At 57.8% G+C, this 26,503-nt stretch carries 24 protein-coding genes; 10 read left to right on the top strand and 14 right to left on the bottom strand.

Annotated elements, in window-relative coordinates; all coding sequences use genetic code 11:
• Positions 1 to 45: 45 nt before the first annotated feature.
• A complete protein-coding gene (fsa, locus tag HUO14_RS02210) occupies positions 46 to 699 on the bottom strand; it encodes a fructose-6-phosphate aldolase (RefSeq protein WP_176278245.1) in 654 nt (217 codons plus the stop codon).
• A gap of 161 nt (positions 700 to 860) precedes the next feature.
• Positions 861 to 1,541, bottom strand: a complete 681-nt coding sequence (locus HUO14_RS02205; RefSeq protein ID WP_176278244.1) for a DUF4197 domain-containing protein — start codon at positions 1,539 to 1,541, stop codon at positions 861 to 863.
• Between the two features lie 65 nt (positions 1,542 to 1,606).
• On the opposite strand from HUO14_RS02205, the gene HUO14_RS02200 reads away from it, so the two are divergent.
• Positions 1,607 to 3,772, top strand: a complete 2,166-nt coding sequence (locus HUO14_RS02200) for a primosomal protein N' (RefSeq protein ID WP_176278243.1) — start codon at positions 1,607 to 1,609, stop codon at positions 3,770 to 3,772.
• 90 nt (positions 3,773 to 3,862) lie between these two features.
• Positions 3,863 to 5,407 (top strand): trypsin-like peptidase domain-containing protein, encoded by a 1,545-nt coding sequence (locus tag HUO14_RS02195; RefSeq protein ID WP_246255155.1) that lies wholly within the window; start codon positions 3,863 to 3,865, stop codon positions 5,405 to 5,407.
• A 49-nt stretch (positions 5,408 to 5,456) separates the two neighbouring features.
• Here the strand turns inward: HUO14_RS02195 and HUO14_RS02190 are convergent, their stop codons facing one another.
• Positions 5,457 to 7,805 carry a putative bifunctional diguanylate cyclase/phosphodiesterase gene (locus HUO14_RS02190; protein ID WP_176278241.1) on the bottom strand — a complete coding sequence of 783 codons (2,349 nt, stop codon included), beginning with the start codon at positions 7,803 to 7,805 and terminating at the stop codon, positions 5,457 to 5,459.
• A 240-nt stretch (positions 7,806 to 8,045) separates the two neighbouring features.
• Between HUO14_RS02190 and HUO14_RS02185 the strand changes: the two genes are divergently transcribed.
• Positions 8,046 to 8,789 carry a flavodoxin family protein gene (locus tag HUO14_RS02185; protein WP_176278240.1) on the top strand — a complete coding sequence of 248 codons (744 nt, stop codon included), beginning with the start codon at positions 8,046 to 8,048 and terminating at the stop codon, positions 8,787 to 8,789.
• Between the two features lie 25 nt (positions 8,790 to 8,814).
• Here HUO14_RS02185 and HUO14_RS02180 read toward each other — a convergent pair whose 3' ends face one another.
• The 3 genes from HUO14_RS02180 to HUO14_RS02170 are packed head-to-tail and all read right to left on the bottom strand — an operon-like array spanning position 8,815 to position 11,065.
• Positions 8,815 to 9,573: an isocitrate lyase/PEP mutase family protein gene (locus HUO14_RS02180; RefSeq protein WP_176278239.1), complete on the bottom strand. Its 759-nt coding sequence runs from the start codon at positions 9,571 to 9,573 to the stop codon at positions 8,815 to 8,817.
• Positions 9,570 to 10,553 carry a bifunctional DNA-binding transcriptional regulator/O6-methylguanine-DNA methyltransferase Ada gene (ada, locus tag HUO14_RS02175; protein WP_217907915.1) on the bottom strand — a complete coding sequence of 328 codons (984 nt, stop codon included), beginning with the start codon at positions 10,551 to 10,553 and terminating at the stop codon, positions 9,570 to 9,572. The genes HUO14_RS02180 and ada overlap by 4 nt, the downstream gene beginning before the upstream one ends.
• A 38-nt stretch (positions 10,554 to 10,591) precedes the next feature.
• Positions 10,592 to 11,065 (bottom strand): DUF1203 domain-containing protein, encoded by a 474-nt coding sequence (locus HUO14_RS02170; protein ID WP_176278238.1) that lies wholly within the window; start codon positions 11,063 to 11,065, stop codon positions 10,592 to 10,594.
• Positions 11,066 to 11,353: 288 nt separating this feature from the next.
• Between HUO14_RS02170 and HUO14_RS02165 the strand changes: the two genes are divergently transcribed.
• The 6 genes from HUO14_RS02165 to HUO14_RS02140 all read left to right on the top strand — a co-directional run bounded on the left by HUO14_RS02165 (position 11,354) and on the right by HUO14_RS02140 (position 17,457).
• A complete protein-coding gene (locus HUO14_RS02165) occupies positions 11,354 to 11,908 on the top strand; it encodes a F0F1 ATP synthase subunit delta (protein ID WP_176278237.1) in 555 nt (184 codons plus the stop codon).
• Between the two features lie 12 nt (positions 11,909 to 11,920).
• Entirely contained in the window at positions 11,921 to 13,450 is a 1,530-nt protein-coding gene (gene atpA / locus HUO14_RS02160; protein ID WP_176278236.1) for a F0F1 ATP synthase subunit alpha, read from the top strand.
• Positions 13,451 to 13,562: 112 nt separating this feature from the next.
• Positions 13,563 to 14,438 carry a F0F1 ATP synthase subunit gamma gene (locus HUO14_RS02155; RefSeq protein ID WP_176278235.1) on the top strand — a complete coding sequence of 292 codons (876 nt, stop codon included), beginning with the start codon at positions 13,563 to 13,565 and terminating at the stop codon, positions 14,436 to 14,438.
• Between the two features lie 25 nt (positions 14,439 to 14,463).
• Positions 14,464 to 15,909, top strand: coding sequence for a F0F1 ATP synthase subunit beta (gene atpD / locus HUO14_RS02150; protein ID WP_176278234.1), 1,446 nt, complete (start codon positions 14,464 to 14,466; stop codon positions 15,907 to 15,909).
• A 91-nt stretch (positions 15,910 to 16,000) separates the two neighbouring features.
• Complete coding sequence (locus HUO14_RS02145) at positions 16,001 to 16,258, top strand: ATP synthase F1 subunit epsilon (RefSeq protein WP_176278233.1); 258 nt, start codon at positions 16,001 to 16,003, stop codon at positions 16,256 to 16,258.
• 65 nt (positions 16,259 to 16,323) lie between these two features.
• The gene (locus HUO14_RS02140) at positions 16,324 to 17,457 is read left to right on the top strand and encodes a glycosyltransferase (protein ID WP_176278232.1); all 1,134 of its coding nucleotides are present in this window, start codon (positions 16,324 to 16,326) and stop codon (positions 17,455 to 17,457) included.
• On the opposite strand, the gene HUO14_RS02135 is transcribed toward HUO14_RS02140, so the two are convergent.
• Complete coding sequence (locus HUO14_RS02135; protein WP_176278231.1) at positions 17,454 to 18,374, bottom strand: DMT family transporter; 921 nt, start codon at positions 18,372 to 18,374, stop codon at positions 17,454 to 17,456. The two genes, HUO14_RS02140 and HUO14_RS02135, sit on opposite strands and share 4 nt — an antisense overlap.
• 174 nt (positions 18,375 to 18,548) lie before the next feature.
• Between HUO14_RS02135 and HUO14_RS02130 the strand changes: the two genes are divergently transcribed.
• Complete coding sequence (locus HUO14_RS02130; RefSeq protein WP_176278230.1) at positions 18,549 to 20,084, top strand: TadA family conjugal transfer-associated ATPase; 1,536 nt, start codon at positions 18,549 to 18,551, stop codon at positions 20,082 to 20,084.
• 8 nt (positions 20,085 to 20,092) lie between these two features.
• On the opposite strand, the gene HUO14_RS02125 is transcribed toward HUO14_RS02130, so the two are convergent.
• From HUO14_RS02125 to HUO14_RS02095, 7 genes are read right to left on the bottom strand one after another with little or no spacing between them, the layout of a single operon-like run.
• A complete protein-coding gene (locus tag HUO14_RS02125; protein ID WP_176278229.1) occupies positions 20,093 to 20,290 on the bottom strand; it encodes a hypothetical protein in 198 nt (65 codons plus the stop codon).
• A gap of 6 nt (positions 20,291 to 20,296) precedes the next feature.
• Positions 20,297 to 21,178, bottom strand: a complete 882-nt coding sequence (gene mmsB, locus HUO14_RS02120; protein WP_176278228.1) for a 3-hydroxyisobutyrate dehydrogenase — start codon at positions 21,176 to 21,178, stop codon at positions 20,297 to 20,299.
• 33 nt (positions 21,179 to 21,211) lie between these two features.
• Complete coding sequence (locus HUO14_RS02115) at positions 21,212 to 21,994, bottom strand: enoyl-CoA hydratase-related protein (RefSeq protein WP_176278227.1); 783 nt, start codon at positions 21,992 to 21,994, stop codon at positions 21,212 to 21,214.
• Positions 21,991 to 23,034, bottom strand: coding sequence for an enoyl-CoA hydratase/isomerase family protein (locus HUO14_RS02110; RefSeq protein ID WP_176278226.1), 1,044 nt, complete (start codon positions 23,032 to 23,034; stop codon positions 21,991 to 21,993). Before HUO14_RS02110 ends, HUO14_RS02115 begins: the two co-directional genes overlap by 4 nt.
• 7 nt (positions 23,035 to 23,041) lie before the next feature.
• Positions 23,042 to 24,184 carry an acyl-CoA dehydrogenase family protein gene (locus HUO14_RS02105; RefSeq protein WP_176278225.1) on the bottom strand — a complete coding sequence of 381 codons (1,143 nt, stop codon included), beginning with the start codon at positions 24,182 to 24,184 and terminating at the stop codon, positions 23,042 to 23,044.
• Positions 24,185 to 24,186: 2 nt separating this feature from the next.
• Positions 24,187 to 25,428, bottom strand: a complete 1,242-nt coding sequence (locus HUO14_RS02100; protein ID WP_176278224.1) for a dipeptidase — start codon at positions 25,426 to 25,428, stop codon at positions 24,187 to 24,189.
• Between the two features lie 10 nt (positions 25,429 to 25,438).
• Complete coding sequence (locus HUO14_RS02095; protein ID WP_176278223.1) at positions 25,439 to 26,419, bottom strand: polysaccharide deacetylase family protein; 981 nt, start codon at positions 26,417 to 26,419, stop codon at positions 25,439 to 25,441.
• Positions 26,420 to 26,503: the final 84 nt, after the last annotated feature.

The following is a 26,503-nucleotide window of genomic DNA, read 5'->3' as shown; positions in this document are numbered from 1 at the left end:
GGGTCCTGAAACGAGTTCAGGATGACGATGATAGGCAGTGTCGGCTCAGCCGATATTCTGGCCGGTTGATTCCCAGTCCTTGAGGAAGCCTTCAAGCCCCTTGTCGGTCAGCACATGTTTGAACAGGTTGCGGATGACGTTGGGCGGCATGGTTCCGACATCGGCGCCGATGCGGGCGGATTCGAGTACGTGGATCGGATGGCGGATCGAGGCGACGAGGATTTCCGTGTCGAATGCGTAATTGTCGTAGATCAGCCGGATGTCTTCGATCAGCGTCATGCCGTCGAGACCATTGTCGTCATGGCGGCCAACGAACGGCGAGATGAAGCTTGCACCGGCTTTCGCAGCGAGCAGCGCCTGATTGGCGGAGAAACAAAGCGTAACGTTGACCATCGTGCCTTCGCCGGTCAGCGCCTTGCAGGTTTTCAGTCCGTCGATCGTCAATGGCACCTTGATGCAGACATTGTCGGCGATCTTGCGCAGCACTTCGGCTTCTTTCATCATCGTTTCATGATCGAGCGCGATGACTTCGGCGGAAACCGGACCGTCGGTCAGACCGCAGATTTCCTTGGTCACTTCCATGATATCGCGCCCCGATTTCTTGATCAGCGACGGGTTGGTGGTGACGCCGTCGACCATGCCGGTTGCGGCAAGGTCGGCGATTTCCGCGGTATCGGCTGTGTCTACGAAGAATTTCATCGGTCTGGCTCCAGGAATAGGAAAAATGCGTCTGTTGCCTTTTGCCTATCCGCTTTCCCCGAGCCATGAAACTGCCGCCCCGCCTTTTGCGGCAGAAAGCTGTGGATAGATTGGGGGAAGAATATGGGACAAAATCACGACAGGACCGGCATTCCCAACAGTCAGAAAGCCTTGCCCGCACCCAGTACCGCTATCAGCAGAGGATCGTTGGTCGCTCTCGGATTGGCGCGTATCGATGCTTCCTGCGCGCCGATCGAGCGATAGATGGCATCGCTGACCTTGTTGGTCACGTCGCGGCTGATGCTGGAGAAATCGACATTGGTGGCTTGCGACAGCACCAGATTGATAATCTCGTTGTCGAACAGTCTCAGTCCGTTACCGATGCCGGGCAACATCCGGTCAACCAGTGTATTGCCGAGTTGCCCCTGAAGCAGACTGGTCGCGGCGCGCGGTCCGCCGTTGATGATCGCCACAGCGTCGGCGATACTCATATTGCGGATGGTCTCGGCCACGATCGGGGCGGCAAGCTCTGCCCCCTCTTCCGCGGCGCGGTTGACCTGACGCAGCAACCGTTCCTGAATCGGCTTGGAGCGCAGCAAGGCCGTTGCGACGCTGGTCACCCGCGATCCACCCAGCGAATCCGGCACAGTGATCCGGGCAATCTGGCTGTCGAAAAAACCGTTCGGCTGGAGCAGTTCGGCAAAGGCGTTCTGCGAGGACAGGGTCAGCAGCCGTTTGACCGCCTCGGTCAGACTGAGGCCCGGCAGGCTCGAACAGCCGGGAAGTGCCAGCAATCCGGCCGCAACGCCCATGCCCAGAACCGATCTGCGATGATAGATCATGATATGTCTCCAAATTTCGCCAAAGCAGGAATGACGGATGATGTTTCGCTGCCTATAGCATGGATATGAATCGCGTTCGTGTACTCCTGCTTAACGCCGCCCTCGGGCCGCTCGATTACCGGGTCCCGGACGGCATGCAGGTGGAGCCCGGTTCGATCGTGATGGCCCCGCTCGGTCCGCGCAAAATGCCAGGGGTCGTGTGGGAGCCGGACAGTTTTCCGGTCGAGGAAATTGACCCGAAGAAACTGCGCCCATTGCTGGAGCTACGCGACGTTCCGCCGTTGCGCGCGCCGCTGCGGCGGCTGATCGAGTGGACCGCGGCTTATTATTTCGCCTCTCCCGCTTCGGTGTTGCGGATGGTCTTGTCGAGCGGAGCGGCCTTTGCCGACAATCGCCCGATCAGCGAATATCGGCTGAACGGTTCGGTTCCGGACAGGATGACCCCGCAACGGGAGCAGGCGCTGGAAAAGCTGATCGGCGTGCAAGGCACGATCAGCGAACTCGCCAACAAGGCCGGTGTTTCGATCGCGGTTATCCGGGGACTGGAAAAGCTTGGCGTGTTTGATCGGGAGGATGTGTCACCCTTTGCGATAACCGCCAACCCGTCACCCGATTTCGACACCGTCGATCTCAGCGTCGACCAGAAAAATGTCAGCAAGATATTGATCGACGCGGTGCGCGCTGCACAGTTCAAGCCATTCCTGCTCGATGGCGTCACCGGATCGGGGAAAACCGAAGTCTATTTCGAAGCGGTTGCGGAAGCCTTGCGCCAGGACAAGCAGGTGCTGGTGCTGCTCCCCGAAATCGCCCTCACCGAACCTTTTCTCGACCGGTTCCACGCGCGCTTTGGCGCCGAACCGCTCGCATGGCACAGCGGCATGAAACAGTCGGAGCGCAAGAAAAACTGGCGCGCCCTCGCCGACGGCAATGCCAAGGTGATCGTCGGCGCACGCTCCGCCTTGTTCCTGCCCTACGCAAATCTGGGCCTGATCATCGTCGACGAGGCGCACGAGACCAGCTTCAAGCAGGAAGACGGGGTCCGCTATCACGCCCGCGATGTCGCGATCATGCGTGGACTGCACGAAAAAATACCGGTCATTCTCGCCTCCGCCACGCCGGCGATCGAGAGCCAGCATCAGGTCGAGCAGGGAAATTACCAGCTGCTCGAACTGCCCGCGCGTTTTGGCGGAGCGACAATGCCGGATATCGAGGCGCTCGACCTGACCGAGGATGTGCCGCCGCGCGGGAGCTGGCTGGCGCCGACGCTGGTCAACGCGCTGGAGGAAAATCTCGAGCGCGGCGAGCAGTCATTGCTGTTCCTCAACCGCCGCGGCTTCGCGCCGCTGACCCTGTGCCGGACCTGCGGCCACCGGATCGACTGTCCCAATTGCACCGCGTGGATGGTCGAACACAGGCTGACCCGCCGCCTCGCCTGCCATCATTGCGGCCATGTCATGCCGATTCCGGAAAAATGCCCGGAATGCGGCGACGAAGACAGTCTGGTGGCCTGCGGACCCGGGGTGGAGCGGATTTGCGACGAGGTCAGAATGCTGTTCCCGCAGGCACGGACGGCGATTGTCACCTCGGACACGATCTGGTCGCCGCAGAAAGCCGCGGATTTCGTCCACCAGATGGAGGCCGGAGCGATTGATATCGTCGTTGGCACCCAGCTGGTGACCAAAGGCTATCATTTCCCCAATCTGACTTTGGTCGGCGTGGTCGATGCGGATATCGGGCTCGAGGGTGGCGACCTGCGCGCCGCCGAACGCAGCTTCCAGCAGATTGCCCAGGTCGCCGGACGCGCGGGGCGAGCAGAAAAACCGGGCCGGGTCTACGTCCAGACCCGGATGCCGAATGCGCCGGTGATCCAGGCGCTGATCAAGAATGACCGCGAAGGCTTTTACGCCGCCGAGATAGAGGCGCGCCGTCAGGCTCTCGCCCCGCCGTTCGCGCGCTGGGCCGCGATTATCGTTTCGTCCGAAGATAACAAGGAAGCGATGGAAACGGCGCGCCTGATTGGCCAGACCGCGCCAAAGGTTGATGGTTTTTCGGTCTTCGGCCCCGCCCCTGCCCCGCTGGCGATGCTGCGCGGGCGGCACCGGCACCGGTTGCTGGTCCATGCCCTGCGCTCGGTCGACCTGCAGCAGATCATGCGCGAATGGCTGGAACAACTGGAGTGGCCGCGCGCCGTCCGGGTCGGGGTTGATATCGATCCCTATAGTTTTGTCTGATTGCCGGAAAGTCTGCCTTATGAATTGAGGGGCGACGGGAAGTTCAAAAGTCCTTTGAATATTGCACGCATTTGAAGCATGAGCCTATCCATGATCAAAAAACTAGCGCTCCTGCTCTCGGTCCTCACCGCCACTCTGCTCACCGGCCCTGCCCAGGCCGATCCCGCAGACATCAGCGCCGCCAGCCGTTCGGTTGTCCGCGTGGTGCTCGCTGCCAAGGATGGCGACAAGGTGGCCTTTGTCGGCCATGGCAGCGGCTTCGCGGTCGCTCCGGACAAGATTGTTACCAATGCCCATGTCGTCGAGATTGCCCGGCAGGAAAGCTCGGTCGTCATCGGGATCATCCCGTCGCAGGGCGGGACCAGCTATGGCGGGAAAATAATCGCCTATTCGCCCGGCAATGATCTTGCCCTCATTCAGGTACTGGACGGCGGACGATTGCCGCCGATGACCGTGTTTGGCGGTCCGGTTGGCGACGGTGCGGATGTGGTCGCTATCGGCTATCCCGGTTCGGTCGACCGGGCGCAGGGCCTTGATCTGGACGACCTGATCAACCCGATGTCGCCGGTCAAGACGACCGGCACGGTGTCCGGCGGGCGCACCACCAAGCAATTTGACACAATCCTCCACACCGCTCCGATTGCCTCCGGCAATAGCGGCGGGCCGCTGATCGACAATTGTGGCAGGGTTCTGGGCGCAAACAGCTTTGGATCGATTAGCAATGGCAATGATGCCGAATTCGGCTTTGCCGTTTCGGCGCGCGAAATCCTCAACTTTCTGCGCAAGGCGGGCGTCAAAGTGGCGACCACCGCGACACCCTGCCGGTCAGCGGCCGAAATCAGTCTGGAAGAGCAACAGCGTGAAATTGCCGCCCGCGCGCAGGTCGACGCCGCGAGGGACGCCGAGGCCGAGAAGCGCGAACGCGCGGAAGCAAAATTGCGGACCACGATATCCCAGGACATTATCGCCGCGCGCGAAAACCGGATGGCGATCGCCGCGCTGATATTGGTGCTGTCACTGCTCGCGGCTGGCGGCGCTGGCGTCCTGATGGTTCAGGGCAAGCGCAATCCGGCGATCGGCGCGGCGGGTGGCGCGGGCATATTGTTGCTCGCCGCCATATTCACCTTTCTGTCGCGTCCCGATTTCAGCGAAATTGACGATCGGGTCGCGGCAAGCTTGAAGGAAAATGAGCCCAAAAGCCTCCCGCAACCAACAAGCATCGCCACTTCCGGCAAATATCAATGCACAATCAACCCGCAGCGCAGCCGGATCACGGTATCGCAGCAAAATGAAATGCCGCTCGAATGGGCCGATAGCGGCTGCGTCAATGGCCGGACGCAATATGGTCGCGATGGTGCAAAATGGTCGCGGATATTTGTTCCCAATCAGGAGCAGACGATCACCATCAGCAGCTTCCAGCCGGATCGCAGCGAATTTACCGAGGAACGTTATCTGGTCGGGCTCGACACGATGACCAAGGCGCGCGCGATCCGTGCTAAATATGGCAACAGGGCCTGCACGACCGATGACAAGGCGCTGGCGGATATCGAGGACATGGTGAAGGCAATCAGAGCGGAACTGCCTGGACAGGCAAACGAGCGACTGGTTTACGAGTGCAAACCGGTCAAAAATTGAACGGATCGGCACACCCAGACCTGCGGAAACGGGGCTGTGCGGATTTGCGCTAAGCGGTCTTTCTTTCGGCAGCATCGGCCGGATTTGCGGCCACCGGAAGGGAAGCGGACCCGACCCGCGGGACCCATTTTTCGACCGGACGCAAATCGGTGCAATTATCCATCGCCTCCGCCTTGCCATAGAGATAGCCCTGGACCTGATCACAGCCCAAAATGCGTAACGCATCGACCTGCTCCTGCCGCTCGACACCTTCGGCGGTGGTCTTCATGCCAAGATTTCGAGCCAGACTGATCACCGATTTGATGATCGCCTTGCAATCGTCACGGGAGTCGATTTCATCGACGAAGCAGCGGTCGATCTTGATCTTGTCGAACGGAAAGCTTCGCAAATAGTTGAGCGAACTGTAACCGGTCCCGAAATCATCCAATGATATGCGAACGCCGAGATCCCGCAAGCTGTGCAATGTACGTATATTGACGTCGCTGTCCTGCATCAGGATGCTTTCGGTGATTTCCAGTTCCAGCCGCTCCGGCGCGATGCCGGTTTGCGCGAGCGCGTTGACGATTGTCGGAACCAGGCTCGTACTGCGCATCTGGGACGGAGACAGGTTGACCGCCACGCTCAGCGATTCATCCCATTGGGTGGCGTCTTCCAAAGCCTGGCGAACAACCCATTCGCCGAGTTGCACGATCAATCCCGTTTCCTCGGCGACAGAGATGAATTCATTGGGCATCACAACCCCGCGCTGGGGATGTTCCCAACGCAAAAGCGCTTCGAACCCCGTCTTCCTGAGTGTTTTCAGGTCGACCAGCGGTTGATAATGCAATCGCATTTCCTGTTCGGCCAGCGATGCCCGCAAATCAAGTTCGAGATTTCGGCGTTCTTCGGCGACGACATCCATTTCCATTTCAAAAATGGCAACGCGATTGCGCCCCGCGCCTTTGGCCGAATAAAGCGCCAGATCGGCATATCTCACCAATATGTCCGGTTCGACAATGTCATTTGTCCATTGCGCCAGACCGACACTGGCGCTGCTGACGACATTATGGTCATCGATCAGAAACGGCTTGCTGACTGCGTCCACAATCATATTCGCGATATCTTCGGCAAATTCTGCCCGCTCACCGCTCAGAAGGAGAGCGAATTCGTCTCCCCCGATCCGGGCCAGCGTATCATCCGACCTGGCGACATTTTCCAGCCGCCGGGAAACCATCGTCAGGAACTTGTCGCCGATGGGATGGCCCAAAGTATCATTGATTGCCTTGAAATGGTCGAGATCGAACAGCAGCAACGCGATCTTGTCGCCGGGCTGCGCCCGATGGATAGTCCGGTTCAGCGCTTCGGAAAAATATCTGCGGTTCGGAAGATCGGTCAAGCCGTCGAAATGGGCCATGTAGCGGACCTTCTCTTCGGCGGACTTCTGCGCGGTAATATCGGAAATCACCCCGCGCATCGCGACACCAAGGTGTTCCGCTCCGTTCTTTGTGGCGCGACCGCTAATCTTCCACCAGTGTTTCTCGCCGTTGACGATGACAGCAACCATGATCGCTGGGAAGGACACGCCTTGAGAGATATTGTTGGCCAGCATCCGCCGGTCCTCTTCGTCGTCCAGGAGCGACACCAGCAAAGCCCCGTTCAGGTCCTCCACGGAGCGATGGGCGGCCTCTGCAAAACGGTCACACACATCCAGCAGAAACCCTTTGCGATCGACCGAAAAAAGCCAGTTCGACGACTGTTCTTCAAAGTCATTCAACAGCAGTTTCACCGTTTCAGCAGCTTCGGCCAGTTCATTCTGCGCAAAGACCTCATCGGCGAAACTCGCAAAATTCTGCCTGCCGCTGAGCAGCAGGATCATTGCAAATGTCGCGAGCAGGCATATTGCCAGATAGCTTTCCTTGCCGCCCATGAACAGGAGACCGGTCGAGAGACAGGTGGCAATGATTATCGTCCACGCTCTGGAGGCCTCTGGCAAATGGCGATAGGACATCACGCCCGCGCTCATTTTCCCGGCACCAATCACGGCCAGCAACATCAGCTGGGCGGGGCTTGAACTTGGCAGCAGGAAGGCAACACCAACGCCCCATACATGTGCATAAATCACGGCGTTGATGGTAATCCGCCGCTTCGTTCGCAGCATTTGTTCGGATGATAATGTCGGGTCGCTCGAAATATTTCTAAGCCGGAGCCGGTCAACCGTCGCAATTGCAAATACTGTGCACCACAGAACAAGCGCCGAGACGGACACGCCCTGGGAAAAGAGCGTCAGGATAATCGCCGCGTTCACCAGATTTGCGATCACCGCAGAGCGCACAATCTTGCTATGTTCGGTGAGCTGCTTTCTGGTTACCAAGTCCCGTTCTGACTGGTCCAGACAGCGGAGATTGTTCCGAGCTTCCATCAAGTTTCCCATTCGCTTCGGGATGGCTAACGGTCAAAAGTTTACAATCCGTTTTTATTTCCGGCCCTCAGCATGTAACCGAATGTAACTATTCGAATAGATCAAGAATAGATCGCGCTGATTTCTCCATGCGCGCGCAAAACCAACCCACAACAAGGGAAAATCGCCGGCAATCTTGAGAAAAGCAACGAAATGGCTGATAATGCGTTAGCTATAATTCCGGCAACCGAGGAAAGAGATATGACCGAAGCCAACGGAAATCAGCAAGCCCCCGACTATAATGGCCTGCAAGCAGCCTTCATCAATTGTACTTTGACACCCTCGCCGGCGTTCAGCCACACAGAATGCCTGATGGCTGTTGTCCAAGCCATCATGGAGGATGCCGGGGTGACGGTGGAGATGTTTCGCAGCGTCGACCATGACATCGCGCCGGGCGTCTATCCGGACATGACCGAACACGGGTTTGACAGCGATGCGTGGCCGGAGATTTCCAAAGCGGTCATGGCCAGCGATATTCTGGTTATCGGTACTCCGATCTGGCTCGGAGAAGTATCATCGGAATGCCGCAAGATCATCGAGCGACTCTACGCCCATTCCGGTGAGACAAATGACAAGGGTCAGTATATTTTCTACGGGAAGGCCGGCGGTGTGGTGGTCACTGGCAACGAGGACGGCGTCAAACATTGTGCGATGAGCACGCTCTATTCTCTGGGCCATATCGGTTATACGATCCCTCCCCAGGCCGACGCCGGGTGGATTGGCCCGATCGGCCCCGGCCCTTCCTACGGCGACGAGCAAGACGATGGCACCCGCGTCGGGTTCGACAGCGATTTCACCCAGCGCAATGCGACATTTCTGGCGTGGAATCTGATGCACACGGCTCATATGCTCAAACAGGCTGGCGGTATTCCCGCCTATGGAAATTCCCGGGAAGCCTGGGATGCCGGCACCCGTTACAACCATCCCAATCCTGAGTATCGCTGATTGCGCTGATTGTGTCAGTGGGAACTCAATAGTCCGGTTCACCGCCCTCGAATGTCTTTCTGGCCTGCGCACTGAGCCACAGCATGGCGGCGGCCCAGGGCTGATGACCGTGGCTGATTCTTGCAACACCCAGGGCAGCCAGTCTGGCATGGGTCGGACCTTCGGGCGAACGCAAGATATTCACCGGCAGCGGGGAAGCGTCACAAATTGCGCCAATATGTTTTTCGTCGTTCAGAAACGGCACAAACAGGCTGGCGGCACCGGCATCGGCATATATATCTGCCCGCTCGAGAACCCGTTCGACCAGGGCATCTCCATCGGTCTCTGCTGATTGGCCACGGAAAACGTCGCATCGCGCATTGACCCAAAGACCAGTGGAAGCAGCAGCGGCCACCCGCTCGGCAAAAATCTCCGGTGCAATCAGTTCATTGTCGCCGGGCATCCGGTCTTCCATGTTGATCCCGCTCGCACCTGCATCAAAGGCCCGTTGAACAGACTGGCGGACTTGACCGGCATTCGCGCCATATCCTGCTTCCATATCGATGCTTACCGGCAAATCCGACGCCGCTACAATATGCTCGAGATTGATAATCGCGTCATCCAGAGAAAATGCCTCGCCGTCTGCAATTCCCTGCGCGCCGGCTACTCCGTAGCTGCCCGTCGCCAGTGCCTTTGCACCTGCAGAAGCAACCGCCCGGGCGCTACCGGCATCCCAGATATTGACCAATATCAACGGATCGCCCGGGATGTGAAGATCGCCAAATTTCTGTATGTTCGGGTTCATTTCGCTTCCTTTTCCAGCAACCGTTCCTTTAGTTCTGTCCCGTAAGCGTAGCCGCCCATCGTCCCGTCGCTACGCACAACGCGGTGGCAGGGGATCAGGACGGCGACATGGTTGGCACCATTGGCGCTGCCGACGGCGCGAACCGCTTTGGGCTTGCCGATAGCAGCCGCGATATCGGCATAGCTTCGGGTTTCGCCTTCGGGGATTTTGCGGAGCTCCTGCCAGACCGATTCCTGAAAGGCCGTGCCCTGGACATCGAGCGGGATATTGTGCGGGCGGCCGGGCGTTTCGACCTGAGCAACCACCTCTGCCAGGAGGCGGGCGAACGCCTCGCCGCCTTGTTTCAGATCCGCATTCGGGAAACGCGCGCGCAGCTCATCCTCTCCCTCGTTGAAAGACAGGCAGCAAACACCCTTGTCGGTCGCAGCGACCATCATATCGCCAAGTGAAGTTTCGACATTGGCCCAGTGCACCGCGACCCCTGCCCCTCCGTTTTTCCAAGCTGCCGGTTTCATTCCCATTTTCTGTTCCTCGTAAAAGCGCGATGCAGAACCATAGCCTGCATCGTAAATGGCTTCGGTGACCGTTGCACCGTCCGCCAAAGCATCCTTGACCCGTTCGGTTCGCAAGGCCCGTCCGTAGGCAGCGGGCGACAGGCCGGTTTCGCGTTTGAAAATCCGCTGGAGATGGGTCGGCGAATAGCCGGTGAGATTGGCCAACGCGTCGAGCCTGGGTGCCGTTTCAGCCATCCGAATCGCGTCGATCACCGCTTTCACGGCCGCTTCGTCGCGTGCGACATCATTGGGGCGACAGCGCAGGCAGGCGCGCAGGCCCGCGGCCTCGGCCTGTTCGGCTTGCGCAAAGAAGCGCACATTTTCCCGTTTTGGATGGCGAGCGGCGCAAGAGGGACGGCAATAGATGCCGGTGCTCAGCACGCCGGTCACGAAACTGCCGTCGAAGCTGCGGTCGCGCGCCTGCATTGCGGCCCACGCCTGACCATCGTCCACTATCTTCTGGTTCACGATTCAAACCTCTCCACCCGCGCGGCGAAACATCCGTGGGCTGCATTACGGACATCTATATAGGCAACCTCGTCCAGTTCAAATAGCTGGCGGATTGACCGGTCCGCGTCTCCAGGCATTGCGAGGCTGGCGGTTTTCAACATCGCATCCTGGTCGAAAGCGCGCATTGCCAATGTCCGCCCATCGAAGACCGGCGGCACGGCATCGATAAATTGCGCGGCCGCGCTCAGCCCCGTTCTCGCAAATATAGCATAGGAACTCCGATAGGGAGAATCGACATCATGGGACGTGTAGTGGAACAGGATCACCTCCTCCCCCACTTCGGCATCCTCCAGCGATATCCGACAGGGAAATCCCGGTTTGCCGGTCGCTGTTATTCGAACCGCGCCAAGCGCAGACAGCTGCTCCTCGGTTGCTTCCTCGAACGGACTGGTCAGTTCCGGGCTCAATCCGGCAATTTTATAAGCCATATGCAATTCCCCATTTCCGGTTGTTGCAACGGATTTAAATCAGCTTCGCCGGTGCGGCTTCCCGTATCTTGCGTTCAAAGCCAAATATTTTTTGCCGAGCAATCGAATGCCCCGAAAACCGCTGGTCTGGCTTTCCTGAAAAATGATTCCCAAACCTATCTTGCGTCGCAGCAAAATGGTTGCTAGACGCCGCGCATCCGTGGCGGAATCGTAGGTTTTTCTGCCGTTAAGCGGACCATTTCATGAACGGTTTTCAGACCACATTAACGGTCAGGGAGAAGCAAACGCGTGGATCATTCCAGCGGCATTAGAGCGAGTTTAGCGGGGCGTTACGCCACTGCTTTGTTCGCGCTTGCAGAAGAAAATAAGAGCATCGACGCGGTGCAGGCCAGTCTTGCGACATTGAGCGCGGCCCTGGCCGAATCGAGTGACCTCAGGGCGCTGACCAGCAGCCCGGTCCTCTCTCGCGACGATGCCGGCAGAGCAATTGCAGCCACGGCCAAGAGCCTTGGTCTCGACAAGCTGACGTCCAACGTGCTCGGCGTGCTTGCGGCCAATCGCCGTCTCGACAAAATTCCGGCAGTGATTCGCGCTTTCACCTCATTGGCTTCCAGCCATCGTGGCGAGATCAGCGCAGAAGTCACATCGGCCCATCCGCTGGATGACAAACAGATTGATGCGCTCAAGGCGCAACTCAAGAAACGCGTGGGAAGCGATGTCAGCGTTTCCACCGCAGTCGATCCCTCCATTTTGGGCGGCCTGGTCGTGAAAATCGGCAGCCAGATGATCGACAGCTCGATTAAAACCCGTTTGAACACCCTATCGCAGGCCATGAAGGGCTAAAGGAAGATACACATGGATATTCGCGCCGCAGAAATTTCAAAGGTCATCAAGGACCAGATCGCCAATTTTGGCAATGAAGCCCAGGTCTCCGAAGTCGGAACCGTGCTTGCAGTGGGTGACGGTATTGCCCGTATCCACGGCCTCGACCAGGTTCAGGCCGGTGAGATGGTTGAATTCTCCAACGGTATTCAGGGCATGGCGCTGAACCTCGAAGCGGACAATGTCGGCGTCGTGATCTTCGGCTCGGATGCTGAGATCAAGGAAGGCGACGTGGTCAAGCGGACCGGCACGATCGTGGACGTTCCGATCGGCAAGGAATTGCTCGGTCGCGTGGTCGACGGTCTCGGCAATCCGATTGACGGCAAGGGCCCGATCAAGACCACCCAGCGTAGCCGGGTGGAAGTCAAGGCGCCGGGCATCATTCCGCGGAAATCGGTTCACGAACCCGTCCAGACCGGCCTGAAAGCGCTCGACGCTCTGGTTCCTGTTGGCCGTGGCCAGCGCGAATTGATCATTGGTGACCGTCAGACCGGCAAGACCGCTGTCGCGATCGATACGTTCATCAACCAGAAGACGGTCAACGCCGGCGATGATGAAAGCAAGAAGCTCTACTGCATCTATGTTGCCATCGGCCAGAAGCGCTCGACGGTTGCCCAGATCGTCAAGAGCCTCGAAGAAAATGGCGCAATGGAATATTCGATCGTGGTTGCTGCAACCGCTTCCGAGCCTGCACCGCTTCAGTATCTCGCGCCTTATACCGGTGTGACGATGGGCGAATATTTCCGCGATAACGGCATGCACGCCTGTATCGTTTATGACGATCTCTCCAAGCAGGCTGTGGCTTACCGCCAGATGTCCCTGCTGCTGCGTCGTCCTCCAGGACGCGAAGCCTATCCTGGTGACGTTTTCTATCTGCACAGCCGTTTGCTCGAACGTGCCGCGAAAATGAACGAAGCCAATGGTTCGGGTTCGCTGACCGCATTGCCGATCATCGAAACCCAGGCTGGTGACGTTTCGGCCTATATTCCGACCAACGTGATTTCGATCACCGACGGCCAGATCTTCCTTGAAACCGATCTGTTCAACCAGGGTATCCGTCCTGCCATTAACGTGGGTCTTTCGGTTTCGCGTGTTGGTTCGGCTGCACAGACCAAAGCGATGAAGAAGGTTTCGGGTTCGATCAAACTCGATCTGGCACAATATCGCGAAATGGCTGCCTTTGCCCAGTTCGGTTCCGATCTCGACGCGTCGACGCAGAAATTGCTCGCACGTGGTGAGCGTCTGACCCAGTTGCTGAAACAGGCGCAGTTCTCGCCTCTTCCATTCGAAGAGCAGACTGCCTCGATCTATGCCGGTACGAACGGGCATCTCGACACGGTCGCTGTGACCGATGTTGTCCGCTATGAGGAAGCCATGCTTGCTCACATGCGTAGCGAACATGCCGATATCTTGAAAACGATCCGTGAAAGCGGTGATCTGGCGGATGACACCAAGGCGGCTCTCGAAGCGGCACTGGCAGCATTCGGCAAGACGTTTGCATAAGGCAATTGGATAAACACCGTTAGCCCCGAGCTTGTCGAAGGGCGCTTCTCTCACCAGAGACGTGGTTCGACAGGCTCACTACTAACGGCACAACGGAGTAAGACAGGAAAACATGGCCAGTCTTAAAGAACTGAAAGATCGGATTGCGTCGGTTAAGTCGACCCAGAAGATCACCAAGGCCAAGAAGATGGTTGCAGCGGCCAAGCTGCGCCGGGCGCAAATGGCTGCAGAAGCTGCGCGGCCATATGCTGCGCAGATGGAAAAGGTGATGTCGAGCCTCGCATCCAAGGTTTCGATCGACGAAAATTCGTCGAAGCTATTGGCGGGCACCGGCAAAAGCGAAACCCACCTGCTGGTCGTCGCTACGTCTGACCGCGGCCTGTGCGGTGCGTTCAACGCCAATATCGTCAAGGAAGCCCGCGCCAAGGCAGAAAAGCTGCTCGGCGAAGGCAAGAAAGTCCTTTTCTATATGGTCGGACGCAAGGGCATTCCGATCATCAAGCGTTTCTACCCCGGCCAGATCCTGAAGCATTTCGACACATCGAACGTCAAGGCACCGGGATTTGAAGAAGCCAAGGCGATTGCCGAGGACCTGACTGCGCTGGTTGAAGAAGGCACGTTTGACGTCGCCCATCTGTTTTACGGCAAGTTCAGATCTGCACTGGTTCAGGAGCCGACGGTTCAGCAGATCATTCCGATCGCAATCGAGGATGGCGCTATCGCCGAATCCACGGGCGCTGTGGAATATGAGCCAGACGAGGAAGAAATCCTCGCAGCACTGCTGCCGCGCAATCTGACCACCCAGATTTTCGGCGCATTGCTGGAAAACAACGCGTCGGAACAAGGCGCGTCGATGACCGCCATGGACAATGCGACCCGCAATGCCGGCGACCTGATCGACAACCTTACCATCATCTATAACCGCAGCCGTCAGGCCGCGATTACCACCGAATTGATTGAAATTATCGCTGGCGCTGAAGCGCTCTAAAGCACGTACGCAAGGAAACGTAAAAATGGCAAAAACCAAAAATGTAGGCCGCATTTCTCAGGTTATCGGCGCTGTCGTCGATGTGACCTTCGATACGGAAGTCCCGGCTATTCTCTCGGCTCTGGAAACCGACAATAACGGCAACCGGCTGGTGCTTGAAGTTGCCCAGCATCTCGGCGAGAACACGGTTCGTACCATCGCAATGGACGCGACCGAAGGTCTGACCCGCGGTCAGGAAGTGACCGACACCGGTTCGCAGATCCAGATGCCTGTTGGTCCTGAAACGCTCGGCCGGATCATGAACGTGATTGGTGAGCCAATCGACGAACGCGGCCCGATCGGCAACAAGACCACTTCTCCTATTCATGCTGAAGCTCCTGCTTTTGTCGACCAGTCAACCGAGAATGAAATTCTGGTTACCGGCATCAAGGTTGTTGATCTGCTCGCACCTTATGCAAAAGGCGGCAAGATCGGCCTGTTCGGCGGTGCCGGCGTGGGCAAGACCGTGCTCATCCAGGAACTGATCAACAACATCGCGAAAGGCCATGGCGGTACTTCCGTTTTCGCCGGTGTTGGCGAGCGTACCCGTGAAGGTAACGATCTCTATCACGAATTCCTCGACGCTGGCGTTATCGCCAAGGACGCCGACGGCAATCCGAAGTCGGAAGGCTCGAAAGTGGCTCTGGTCTTCGGCCAGATGAACGAACCTCCAGGAGCGCGTGCTCGTGTGGCTCTGTCCGGCCTGACCCAGGCGGAATATTTCCGCGACGTCGAAGGCCAGGACGTTCTGTTCTTCATCGACAACATCTTCCGCTTCACCCAGGCCGGTTCGGAAGTGTCCGCGCTTCTCGGCCGTATTCCTTCGGCTGTGGGCTATCAGCCTACCCTGTCGACCGACATGGGCGCGTTGCAGGAACGTATCACATCCACCAACAAGGGTTCGATTACATCGGTTCAGGCCATTTACGTTCCTGCCGACGATTTGACCGACCCGGCACCGGCAACATCCTTTGCCCACCTCGACGCAACCACCGTTCTGAACCGCGCGATTTCGGAGCTGGGCATCTACCCGGCTGTTGACCCGCTCGATTCGACCTCGCGTGTTCTCGAACCGCGCGTTGTTGGCCAGGAACATTATGATACGGCCCGTGCTGTCCAGGAAACCCTGCAGAAGTACAAATCACTGCAGGACATCATCGCAATTCTCGGCATGGACGAGCTTTCGGAAGAAGATAAGCTGGTCGTTCAGCGTGCTCGGAAAATCCAGAAGTTCCTGTCGCAGCCGTTCCACGTTGCTGAAGTCTTCACCGGCATCAAGGGCAAGTTCGTTGATCTGGAAGACACGATCAAATCGTTCAAGGCAGTTGTCGACGGCGAATATGATCACCTTCCCGAAAACGCCTTCTACATGGTCGGCGGAATCGAAGAAGCGATCGAAAAAGGCAAGAAAATGGCTGCTGAAGCGGCCTAAGCGACATCCATTGGCACTGAGCCGTCGAATGCGCGAACGCTAGTTATACGCGCTTCGGCTGGCTCAGGACCAACGGTATAAAGGTACTATAATGGCAAACCTACATTTCGAACTCGTAACCCCCGAAAAGCTCGTCCGGTCGGATGATGTTTTCATGGTGGTGGTGCCCGGTACCGAGGGTGATTTTGGTGTACTCGCCAATCATGCGCCGGTCATGGCGACGATCCGCGATGCCGATCTGGTCATCTACGCGACCGAAGGCGGCGCACCGGAAACAATTTCGGTTCAGGGCGGCTTTGCGGAAGTGAATGACAAGGGCCTGACGGTTCTCGCCGAAGCTGTTAGCTAGGTCCGGATGCAATAATCGGGGGCTTGAATGTATAAGATTTCTGCCCTCTTCCACATAAGCTGACGATGACAAATTCGCCCTTCGAGACGGGCCCGATCGTCCATTTTCTTTATGAACCGGGCGATGGCGGACTTGACCGTGTTGCGATTTTGCTCGCCAATGGCATGGCCAGCCGCGGAATTGAAACCGAGTTGTGGTTGACCAAGGCACATGGTTCGGTCGGCGATATGATCGCCCCGAATGTGACCGTCCGGATAGTGCCCACGCCGATGCTTGGCGGTCGCGGAATTCAGCTGCTGCTGCAAATTCCCGCGGTGGCACGGATGATCCGCAAATATCAGCCCAAGGCCATATTTTCCGCGGGGAATCAGACAAATCTGAGCTTGGCAATTGCCCGAAAACTCTCCGGTTCGAGCCGAACAAATTTCATCCAGAAGATCACAAATCCGGTTCTGCGTCCGGGACTGAGCCGCTGGGCAAGGATGGCGAGGACCTGGCGGTTCGGGTTCACGGCAAGATTTGCCGACATGTGCCTCACGCTCAGCGATGCGGATGCCGAACATTATGCACGGATATATCCGCATGCAGCGGACAAGTTCCAATGCGTTCCCAACTCCTATGTTACGGCAGATATGCTGAAACTGGGCGATAGTCGGCAAGTGCGTGCGCCGGGTACCCCTGCACGACTGCTCGCCGTCGGTCGGATCACGACGCAGAAAGACTATCCGACACTGATTGCCGCTCTGGCCCTGATTACCGAGCGCCCCTGGTCGATGACGATATTGGGCGACGGCAACATGCGGGAAGAAATACAGAAACAGGCCCGATCATCCGGCCTAGCTGACCGTATCACGTTCAAGGGATTTGTTTCAGATCCGACCCCTTATTATGCGCGGTCGGATATTCTCGTCCTGTCGTCCCGGTGGGAGGGACTGCCCGCGGTTCCACTGGAAGCCATGGCCACCGGTTGCGCCATCGTTGCTACAGACTGTTCGGAAGGGTTGACGAGACTATTGCACCGGGCAGGCCTTGAGACTGTGCCCGTCCAGGATGCCCGAGCATTGGCCGGTGCAATCGCATCGGCTATGGATAGGCCCCAGGCCACCGCTCCGCTCAGGGCCTGTGCCGAGGCCTTTTCCATCGAAGCCAGCGTCGATCGCCACATCGAGCGACTGGAACAGACTCTGGCCTGCGGTTAGGCCTCAACAACCGGCGCAAGTCGTCGTTCGCTGCGCCACAGCAGCAAGCCGCTGAAGATTATCAACAAACCGCCCATCATCGCTGTCCGGTCGATCGGATCACCGAAGACAAAAACACTGATCAGCGTTGCGATCAGTAGCTGGATATAGACGATCGGGGCAATCGCTGCCGCCGTCGTCCGCATCGTCGCCATGTAGAGCAGGAAATGACAACCGGTTGCGGTCAATGCCACCAATATGCAACGCAAGACGACATCCCAGTTCGGAACCCCGGGAACCGTCATGACCGGGACGAATGAATGGCCGATCACTGTCGCGATAATCAGAAATATGGCGGCCCATAACGCAATGTAGAATTGAGCGGCGAATATCGAACGCTCGGTCGATACCATCCGGTTGAGAATCAGCATTGTTGCCATGGAAAAGGCGGATATCAGCGGCAGAACCGCGACCCAGCCAAATGCCGCGACATTGGGACGAAGCATGATCAACACCCCGCCAAAGGCGATAATCGTCGCCACCCAGGTACCGGGGCGCATCTTTTCTTTCAGGAACCAGCCGGAAAATAATGCGGTGAGGATCGGGTTGATGAACGAAATCGCCACCGCATCTGCCAACGGCATGATGTAAATGGCGGAAAAGAAGGTGATCGTGCCGACGAACAGGGTGAAACCACGGGCTATGTGCAGCCAGGGCCGATTGACGCGAAAGCCGCTGCTGCCCTCACGAACGAACAGGATGATTGCCAGAGCCACTGCGCCGATCGAAAAACGCAAGGCCGCGACGGCCTGAGCGGGCCAATCACCTGCCATCGACTTGATGACGGCATCTCCGAGCGGAAAACCGGCAAACGCGACCAGAGCCAGCGTGATTCCGCCTGCCGCTGCCTTTGGACTGCGCGAAAGTTCCGCGTTCAAAAAACCTGTCCTCTGTCCATGGGGATGGCTTAGTCGCTGCGACCCCCGGCGCAAGTGGCAAAATATATAATCGCGGTGATCTCGATCCAATTGGTCAGGATTTCCGGTTTATTAACCAATTTCGGGGAAAGAGGTCCCGTATCTTGTGACATTAGATAAATCGGACAGAACAGAATGAGCGCATTTGGCAAGAAAAATGGACTGGGCGGCGGCAAGTCATCCTTTGGTGTCGCCAAGCCTATGACTGGCGGCGGCTCGAAAGCCCCCAAGCCTGAAAGCTCTGAAGAGAATCCCGGCGGTCAGTTTCCTCCGATCGAATCAATCCCTCTGCCTGGCGAAGGAGCAGCTGCTGCAGTACCGTCAGGAGCACCCGATCAGGGCGATGCGATGGCGCGCCTTTCCGAACGCTCCCAGCCCTTGGCTGAAAGTGGCGGCAAGGACGAGGGCTTTGGTGCATCGGTCCACAAGATCAAGGAACAGGTGCTGCCGCGCCTGCTCGAACGCGTCGACCCGGAAGCCGCGGCAACGCTGAACAAGGAAGAATTGACCGAAGAATTCCGCCCGATCATCATGGAAGTGCTGACCGAGCTGAAACTGACGCTCAACCGGCGCGAACAATTTGCGCTTGAAAAAGTGCTCGTTGACGAACTGCTCGGCTTCGGACCGCTCGAGGAGCTGCTCGGGAATCCGGATATCTCGGATATCATGGTCAACGGCCCAGAACAGACCTACATAGAAATCAAGGGTAAGCTTGAAATCGCACCGATCCAGTTCCGCGACGAGGAGCATCTGTTCCAGATCGCCCAGCGGATCGTGAACCAGGTCGGCCGTCGTGTCGATCAGACCACACCGCTTGCCGATGCCCGTCTGAAAGACGGTTCGCGTGTGAACGTAATCGTGCCGCCGCTGAGCCTCAAGGGCACCGCGATCTCGATTCGTAAATTCTCCGAAAAGCCGATCACGCTCGACATGATGAAAAACTTCGGATCGATGTCCGAGGAAATGTGCACCGTTCTCAAGATTGCCGGTGCCTGCCGCTTCAACGTCGTCATCTCCGGCGGTACCGGTTCGGGTAAAACGACCATGCTCAACGCCATGTCGAAGATGATCGATCCGGGCGAACGCGTGCTGACGATCGAGGATGCTGCCGAGCTTCGCTTGCAACAGCCTCACTGGCTGCCGCTCGAAACCCGCCCGCCCAACCTTGAGGGCCAGGGCGCGATCACCATTGGCGATCTCGTCAAGAACGCCCTGCGTATGCGTCCCGACCGTATCATCCTCGGCGAGATTCGTGGCGCGGAATGTTTCGACCTTCTCGCCGCCATGAACACCGGCCATGATGGCTCCATGTGTACGCTGCATGCCAACAGCCCGCGCGAATGTCTCGGCCGTATGGAAAACATGATTTTGATGGGCGACATCAAGATCCCGAAGGAAGCCATTTCCCGACAGATTGCGGAATCCGTCGATCTTATTGTTCAGGTGAAGCGTCTGCGCGACGGTTCCCGTCGCACCACCAACATCACCGAAGTGATCGGGATGGAAGGCGACGTGATCGTCACCCAGGAACTGTTCAAATATCAATATATCGACGAGGATGCCGACGGCAAGATCATCGGCGAATATCAATCCGCCGGTCTGCGCCCTTACACGCTCGACAAAGCGCGGCAATATGGCTTCAACCAGCCGTTGCTGGAAGCCTGCCTCTAGCCTTCCGCCTATTCGGTCGAGATAAAGCCCAGTCCGAAGGCAATTGATATGCCAAAGGTCAAAAGCGACATGGCTGTGATCGTTGACCACGGCATGAAGCCGACATCTTCGATATTATTGCGGTTATTGCGCCGCCGGTTGCCGATTTCCGCGATCACGGCGCATATTCCGGACAGGCCGCAGATCACCATCCACAGTGGAGGCATCGAAGGTCAGCCTTTCGCCAGCATATTGATGATGCCGGAAAAATCCTTGCCGCCCTGCCCCTCTGTTTCGGCATATTGCTCGTAAAGTTTAGCAGCTTCGGCACCCATTGGCACATCGGCACCGGCACTTTGCGCCGCTTCCATCGCCAGACGCAGGTCCTTCAGCATCAGGGCAGCGGCGAAACCGCCTTCATAGCCATTGTCGGCCGGGCTTTGCGGGCCGACGCCGGGTACCGGACAATAGCTGGTCATCGACCAGCTCTGACCAGATGCCTTGGAAGAAATATCGTAGAATGTCTGCAGGTCGAGACCAAGCTTTTCGGCCATCTTGAATGTCTCGCAGGTCGCGATCATCGATGCGCCGAGCAGCATGTTGTTGCAGATTTTCGCCGCCTGTCCCGCACCATTGCCGCCGGCGTGGATCACCGCCTTGCCCATGTCGGACAGGATTGGTTCGGCGCGTTTGAAGCCTTCGTCGCTGCCGCCGACCATGAAGGTCAGCGTGCCGCCATTGGCCGCAGCGATACCGCCGGATACCGGGGCATCAACCGGGACCAGCCCCTTGGCTTCCGCCATGATGGCAACATCCTTGGCGCTGTCGACGTCGATGGTCGAGCAATCGATCACCAAAGTTCCGGGGTCGCCATTGATAATGATCTCATATTCATAGACTTTGCGGACATGGGAACCGGCGGGGAGCATGGTGACAACCGCGTCCATGTTGTTCACTGCCAGCGCGGCATCGCTGACCGGATGGCAACCGGCTTCACCGGCCTTTGCCAGCGCTTCCCCGGACAGGTCAAAGGCATGAACCTCATGCCCCGCTTTTGCGAGATTGGCAGCCATGCCGCCGCCCATATTGCCGAGGCCGATAAATCCGATTTTCATTTTATTCTCCAGTGAATGTCGAAACAGCGATATTTACCGCCCCTTCCAACTGCCTTCCCGCTTTTCGATAAAGGCAGCCATGCCCTCTTTCTTGTCTTCGGTGGCGGTCAGGATCTGGAACAGGCGCCGTTCGTGGACCAGGCCCTGCTCGAGATTGTTTTCGAAGGCCGCGTTGACCATTTCCTTGTTCACCTGAGCGGCCATTGGCGGCATCGAGGCAATGGTTGCAGCAGACTTCAGCCCTTCATCGAGCAATTGATCATGCGGAACCACGCGGGCCACCAAGCCGGAGCGTTCGGCTTCCTCGGCATCCATCATCCGGCCGGTCAGACACATGTCCATAGATTTGGCTTTGCCGACAGCCCGGGTCAGCCGCTGCGATCCGCCCATGCCGGGAGCCACGCCCAGCTTGATTTCCGGCTGGCCGAATTTCGCCTTGTCGCTGGCAATGATGATATCCGCCATCATCGCCAGTTCACAGCCGCCGCCGAGAGCGAAACCGTTCACCGCAGCGATCCATGGCTTGCGGGTCGCCTTGACGATATGACTAGTCCATTTGGCAAAGAAATCCTCGAGATAGAAATCGGCAGCCGACTTGTCGTACATCTCCTTGATATCGGCACCGGCGGCAAAAGCCTTGTCGCCCGAGCCGGTTATGACCGCACAATTTTGCGTTTCATCGGCCTGAAATGCGGAAAATGCGTCGATCAGCTCATCGAGCACCTGGCTGTTCAAGGCATTCAGCGACTTGGGGCGGTTGAGCGTGATCAGCGTTACCTGGTCGCGCTTTTCGGTGAGAATTGTTTCGTAGGTCATAGGGGTTTCCATTCTTCATCTGCCGGTAACGGCGCGAAAATATTGTCGATCCATTCGGCGCTGACTTCTTCGGGCGTCGCCGGATTCCATTTCGGATCATTATCCTTGTCGACGATCAGCGCGCGCACGCCTTCGAGGAAATCGTGCATTACCAGCACATGATAGCCGATGCGATATTCGTTGCGCATTTCGTCGGCAAAGCATTCCATCGCCGCGCCTTCGTTCAGCTGGCGCAGGGCCACCTTGCAGGTCTGCGGGCTCTTGGTGCCCAGCGTGTCGCGTTCCTTGGCAGCCCATTCGCTGTCATCTGCTTCGAGCGCTGCCAATATGTCTTCAAACCGGTCGGAGGCGAAAAACTTGTCGATCTTGTCGAGATTTTTGGCGATGCGGGCTTCGGGAACATTGCCAGAAAGCTGGCCCAATATGCCTTCGATACGGTCGGGTTTCTCGGTAATGCGCTGCTTGGCTTCTTCCAGCACGTCCGATTGCAGGTAATGCGTGGCAATGCCCACTTCCTTGCATTCGGCCCCATCCAGCCGTGCGCCGGTTAGTGCAAGAAACTGTCCCAGCCGGCCTTCAAGGCGGGACAAAAACCAGCCGCCACCGACATCGGGGAACAGTCCGATACCCGTCTCCGGCATGGCAAAACGCGTGTGCTCTGTTGCCACGCGATATTTGGCCGGTTGCGAGATTCCAACGCCACCGCCCATGGTGATTCCGTCCATGAAGGCAACGATAGGTTTGGGATATTCGAACAACAAATGGTTGAGCTGATATTCGTGATAGAAAAATTCGCGGCCCTCTTTGCCATCGGTCATGCCGGATTCGCGGAGCATGGCAATATCGCCACCAGCGCAGAAACCCCTGCCCTCGCTATGGTCGAGGATAACCGCTTCCACACTGTCGTCGTCGCGCCATTCAAGCAGCGCCTCGGTCATTGCCAGACACATGTCGAGGTTGAGCGAATGGATGACCTTTGGCCGGTTCAGGCTGATATGCCCGACCCGTCCGGATTTTCTAATGATGAGATCTTCTGTCATAAAATTCCTATTGCCGAAGCATTTCACGCGACACGATCATTCGCATCACCTGATTTGTGCCTTCCAGAATGCTGTGGACCCGCAAGTCGCGCCAGAAGCGCTCGATCGGATAGTCCTGCAGATAGCCGTAACCGCCAAAGAGTTGCAGCGCGTCGTTGGCAATCTTACTGCCATTGTCGGTCGCCAGCCGTTTGGCCATGGCGGCAAATTTCGTCTTGTCCGGTGCGCCTTCTGTCACTTTCGCCGCAGCGAGATAAAGCAGGGCCCGCGATGCTTCGAGATCGGTTGCCATGTCGGCGAGCATGAACTGGGTGTTCTGGAAATCGCTGATCGGCTTGCCGAATTGCTTGCGTTCCCTGGTGTAGGAAACGGCCTCGTCAAGACAGCGCTGCGCGCCGCCTAGCGAACAGGCACCGATGTTCAGGCGTCCGCCGTCGAGGCCGGCCATCGCGATACGAAAGCCCTCGCCTTCGTCGCCGACCCGGTTTTCGGCCGGCACACGGACATTATCGAAATGCACCTGCGCGGTCGGCGAGGCGTTCCAGCCCAGCTTGCGTTCCGGCGCACCGAAGCTCACTCCGTCCATATCCTTTTCGATGACCAGGCAGGTAACCCCTTTTGCACCGTCATCGCTGGTACGGACCATCGTGACATAGAGGTCGTTGACACCGGCACCGGAGATGAACTGCTTGCCACCATTGACGATATAATAGTCACCGTCCCGTTTGGCGCTGGTCTTCAGCGCCGCCGCGTCCGAACCGCTGCCCGGTTCGGTCAGGCAATAGCTGGAAATCTTTTCCATCGCGATCAGATCGGCGAGAAACTTGTCCTTCACTTGCTGTGATCCGAAACAGTCGATCATCCAGCTCGCCATATTGTGGATCGAAATGAAGCTGCTGGTGGCGGGACATCCATAGGCCATCGCCTCCATGATGATCGCGCTCTCCAGCCGGCCGAGTCCGATTCCACCGGATTCCTCGCTGATATAAATGCCCCCGAAACCGAGATCTGCGCTCTGCTTGATCACTTCGCGCGGGAAGATATGCTTTTCATCCCATTCAGCCGCATGCGGCGTAATCGCATCGGCGGTAAATCTCTGCGCCATTTCCTGAATGGCAAGCTGGTCTTCGGTCAGGGAAAATTGGGTCATATCTATTTCTTGCTTGTTGCCATGGAGGCGGCGGTTGATTCCGTGTCTCGCATTACCCGCAATATGTTGCCGCGGGCGATTTTTGCAAGGTCAGCGGCGCTATATCCCCGCTTTGCCAATTCGGCAAACAGCACGGGATAGGTCGACACATCGAAGAGGTCGTCCGGAGTGAACCTGATACCGTCATAATCGCCGCCGAGGCCGATATGATCGATACCGGCGGCATCGCGAATATGATCGATATGGTCGGCGATATCCCTGGCCGTTACCGGCGGCATTGGATTTGCCTCGTTCCAATCGTCCAGATGGGCTGCGCGTGCGGCCTCGTCGCCGGGATATAGTGCCGCCGCGCGCGCTGTCTCGGCTTTTTGACCTGCGTCCCAGTCGCGGCTGGCCGCACTGACATAAGAGGGCACGAAAGTAACCATCACCAGTCCGCCGTTGGCCGGCAACCGTTTGAGAACCGCATCGGGTACATTGCGGGGATGTCTGGTGACACCATCTGCGGAACTATGGCTGAATATCACCGGCGCCCGGGTTACATCCAGCGCGTCATTCATTGCGGCTTCGGACACGTGGCTGATATCGACCATCATCCCGAGCCGGTTCATTTCCTCGACCACCGAGACACCAAATTCGGACAGGCCGTCGCTTTTTGGCGCATCGGTTGCGCTATCGGCCCAGTCGAGCGTCTTCCAGTGAGTCAGCGTCATGTAGCGGGCGCCGAGCGCGTAGGTCTGCCTGAGCACGGCCAGCGAATTGCCGATCGAATGGCCTCCCTCCATACCGATCAGGGAAGCGATGCGACCCTGTTTCTGCGCTGCCTCGACGTCATCGGCAGTCAGGGCCAGCTGCAGGTCTTCGGGATATTGCGCCACCAGTTGATGGACAATATCGATCTGCTCGATCACCTTGTGGACCGCTTCAAATTGCGGCAGCTCCGGGTCGATCCAGACCGACCAGAACTGGCCGCCGACCTTGCCCTGCCTGAGCCGGGCGATATCGGTATGCATCACCTTCGAACCATGTCCCAGGCTCTGCAAAGTGTTGCGAAAGTCGACTTGCGAGAGATCACCGTCAAACCGCTCGGCAATCTGCTCCGGCGCGTCATTATGGCCATCGATTACCGGGTGCGCGGTCAGCACCTCTTGCGCGACCTGTTCGGGAGACTGTGCCTGCACCGATGATGCGCCGAGCAAGGCGACAGCCAGGGTGAGACTGCGAACAATTGTAATGCTTTTCATGCAATCGGGTCTAGTCGCGCAGGACCCTCTCGGCAAATAGCTTTTTCGCTAGTTTCTGATCGTTGCGCTCGTACCAGCGATTGCCGATCTTGCGCTCGGCGGCGAGCATCTGGGTGCGGGTGCCGTCGGCGAAATCGACGTCCGGCTCCATATGGGCGATCGGATCGCGATAGGCCTCGTCGGCGGAAACGATCGTCCATCCCCGCTTTTTCAGCGCAGCCGCCAGATCGTCAACGAACATTGCGGCGAGATCGGTTTCGTGGAGCAGGATCATCTGCACCGGCGCCCGGCCCAGCGTTCGCCGGGCCAGATCGTCCGAAAATTCTGCCGATTCCACATAGGATTCGACAAACAGGTCGCGCAACGCGTTCCAGTCCATCAGCTTTCCCGCCCTGGCCGCCGTGATCGCCATATCCTCCAGATACCAGTCCGAGGCATCGACGGTTACATAGCCATTCATCAGCCCCCGTTGCTTGAGACCCGCCCGCACCGCGTCACGCTTGGCCCTGTTAGTCCTGCCTTCGTCGAGAAACGGAAAGCGGAACCACGGGCGGTAATTGGGCTTGTCTTTCAGCCATGCTTCTGCCGCATCAATATCGGCGAGAAATGTCGCTGTCGGCACGGAAGACAGCTTGCTGTGACCCGCAGTATGATTGGCGAGCAGATGGCCTGCGTTGGCATAGGCGGCGATATCGGCGGCGTCATTGTCGTGAGCGGTAATTCGCCCCGGATTGATGAAGAAGACCGCTTGTTCGATGCCAGCGGTTTTCAAGGCTTCGATCAACAGTTTCGGGCGTTCGTCAGGTTCCAGAAAGGCGCCAGCGCCGCGCGGGGCATCATCGAAACTGAAGGCTATGCGCTTGTCAGATATCGCAACCGAAACCGGCTCTGCCACGGGCCCGATTGCGCTGTCTGCCGGTCGCCAGAAAGCGAACAACAGAATCGCCAGCAGGACCGACGACAGGAACAGGCGCGGCGACAGCGCTAGCAACGCCGCACCCGGAACATGGTCAACAAGATATTCACAATCGTCATGTCCGCCCGAAATGCCGGAAAATCCAGCACTTCGGGACGC

Source organism: Parasphingorhabdus flavimaris, from assembly GCF_013371215.1.
GTDB lineage: Bacteria > Pseudomonadota > Alphaproteobacteria > Sphingomonadales > Sphingomonadaceae > Parasphingorhabdus > Parasphingorhabdus flavimaris.
The sequence above is the reverse complement of the archived record's forward strand: the minus strand, read 5'-3'. Positions and strand labels throughout refer to the sequence as shown.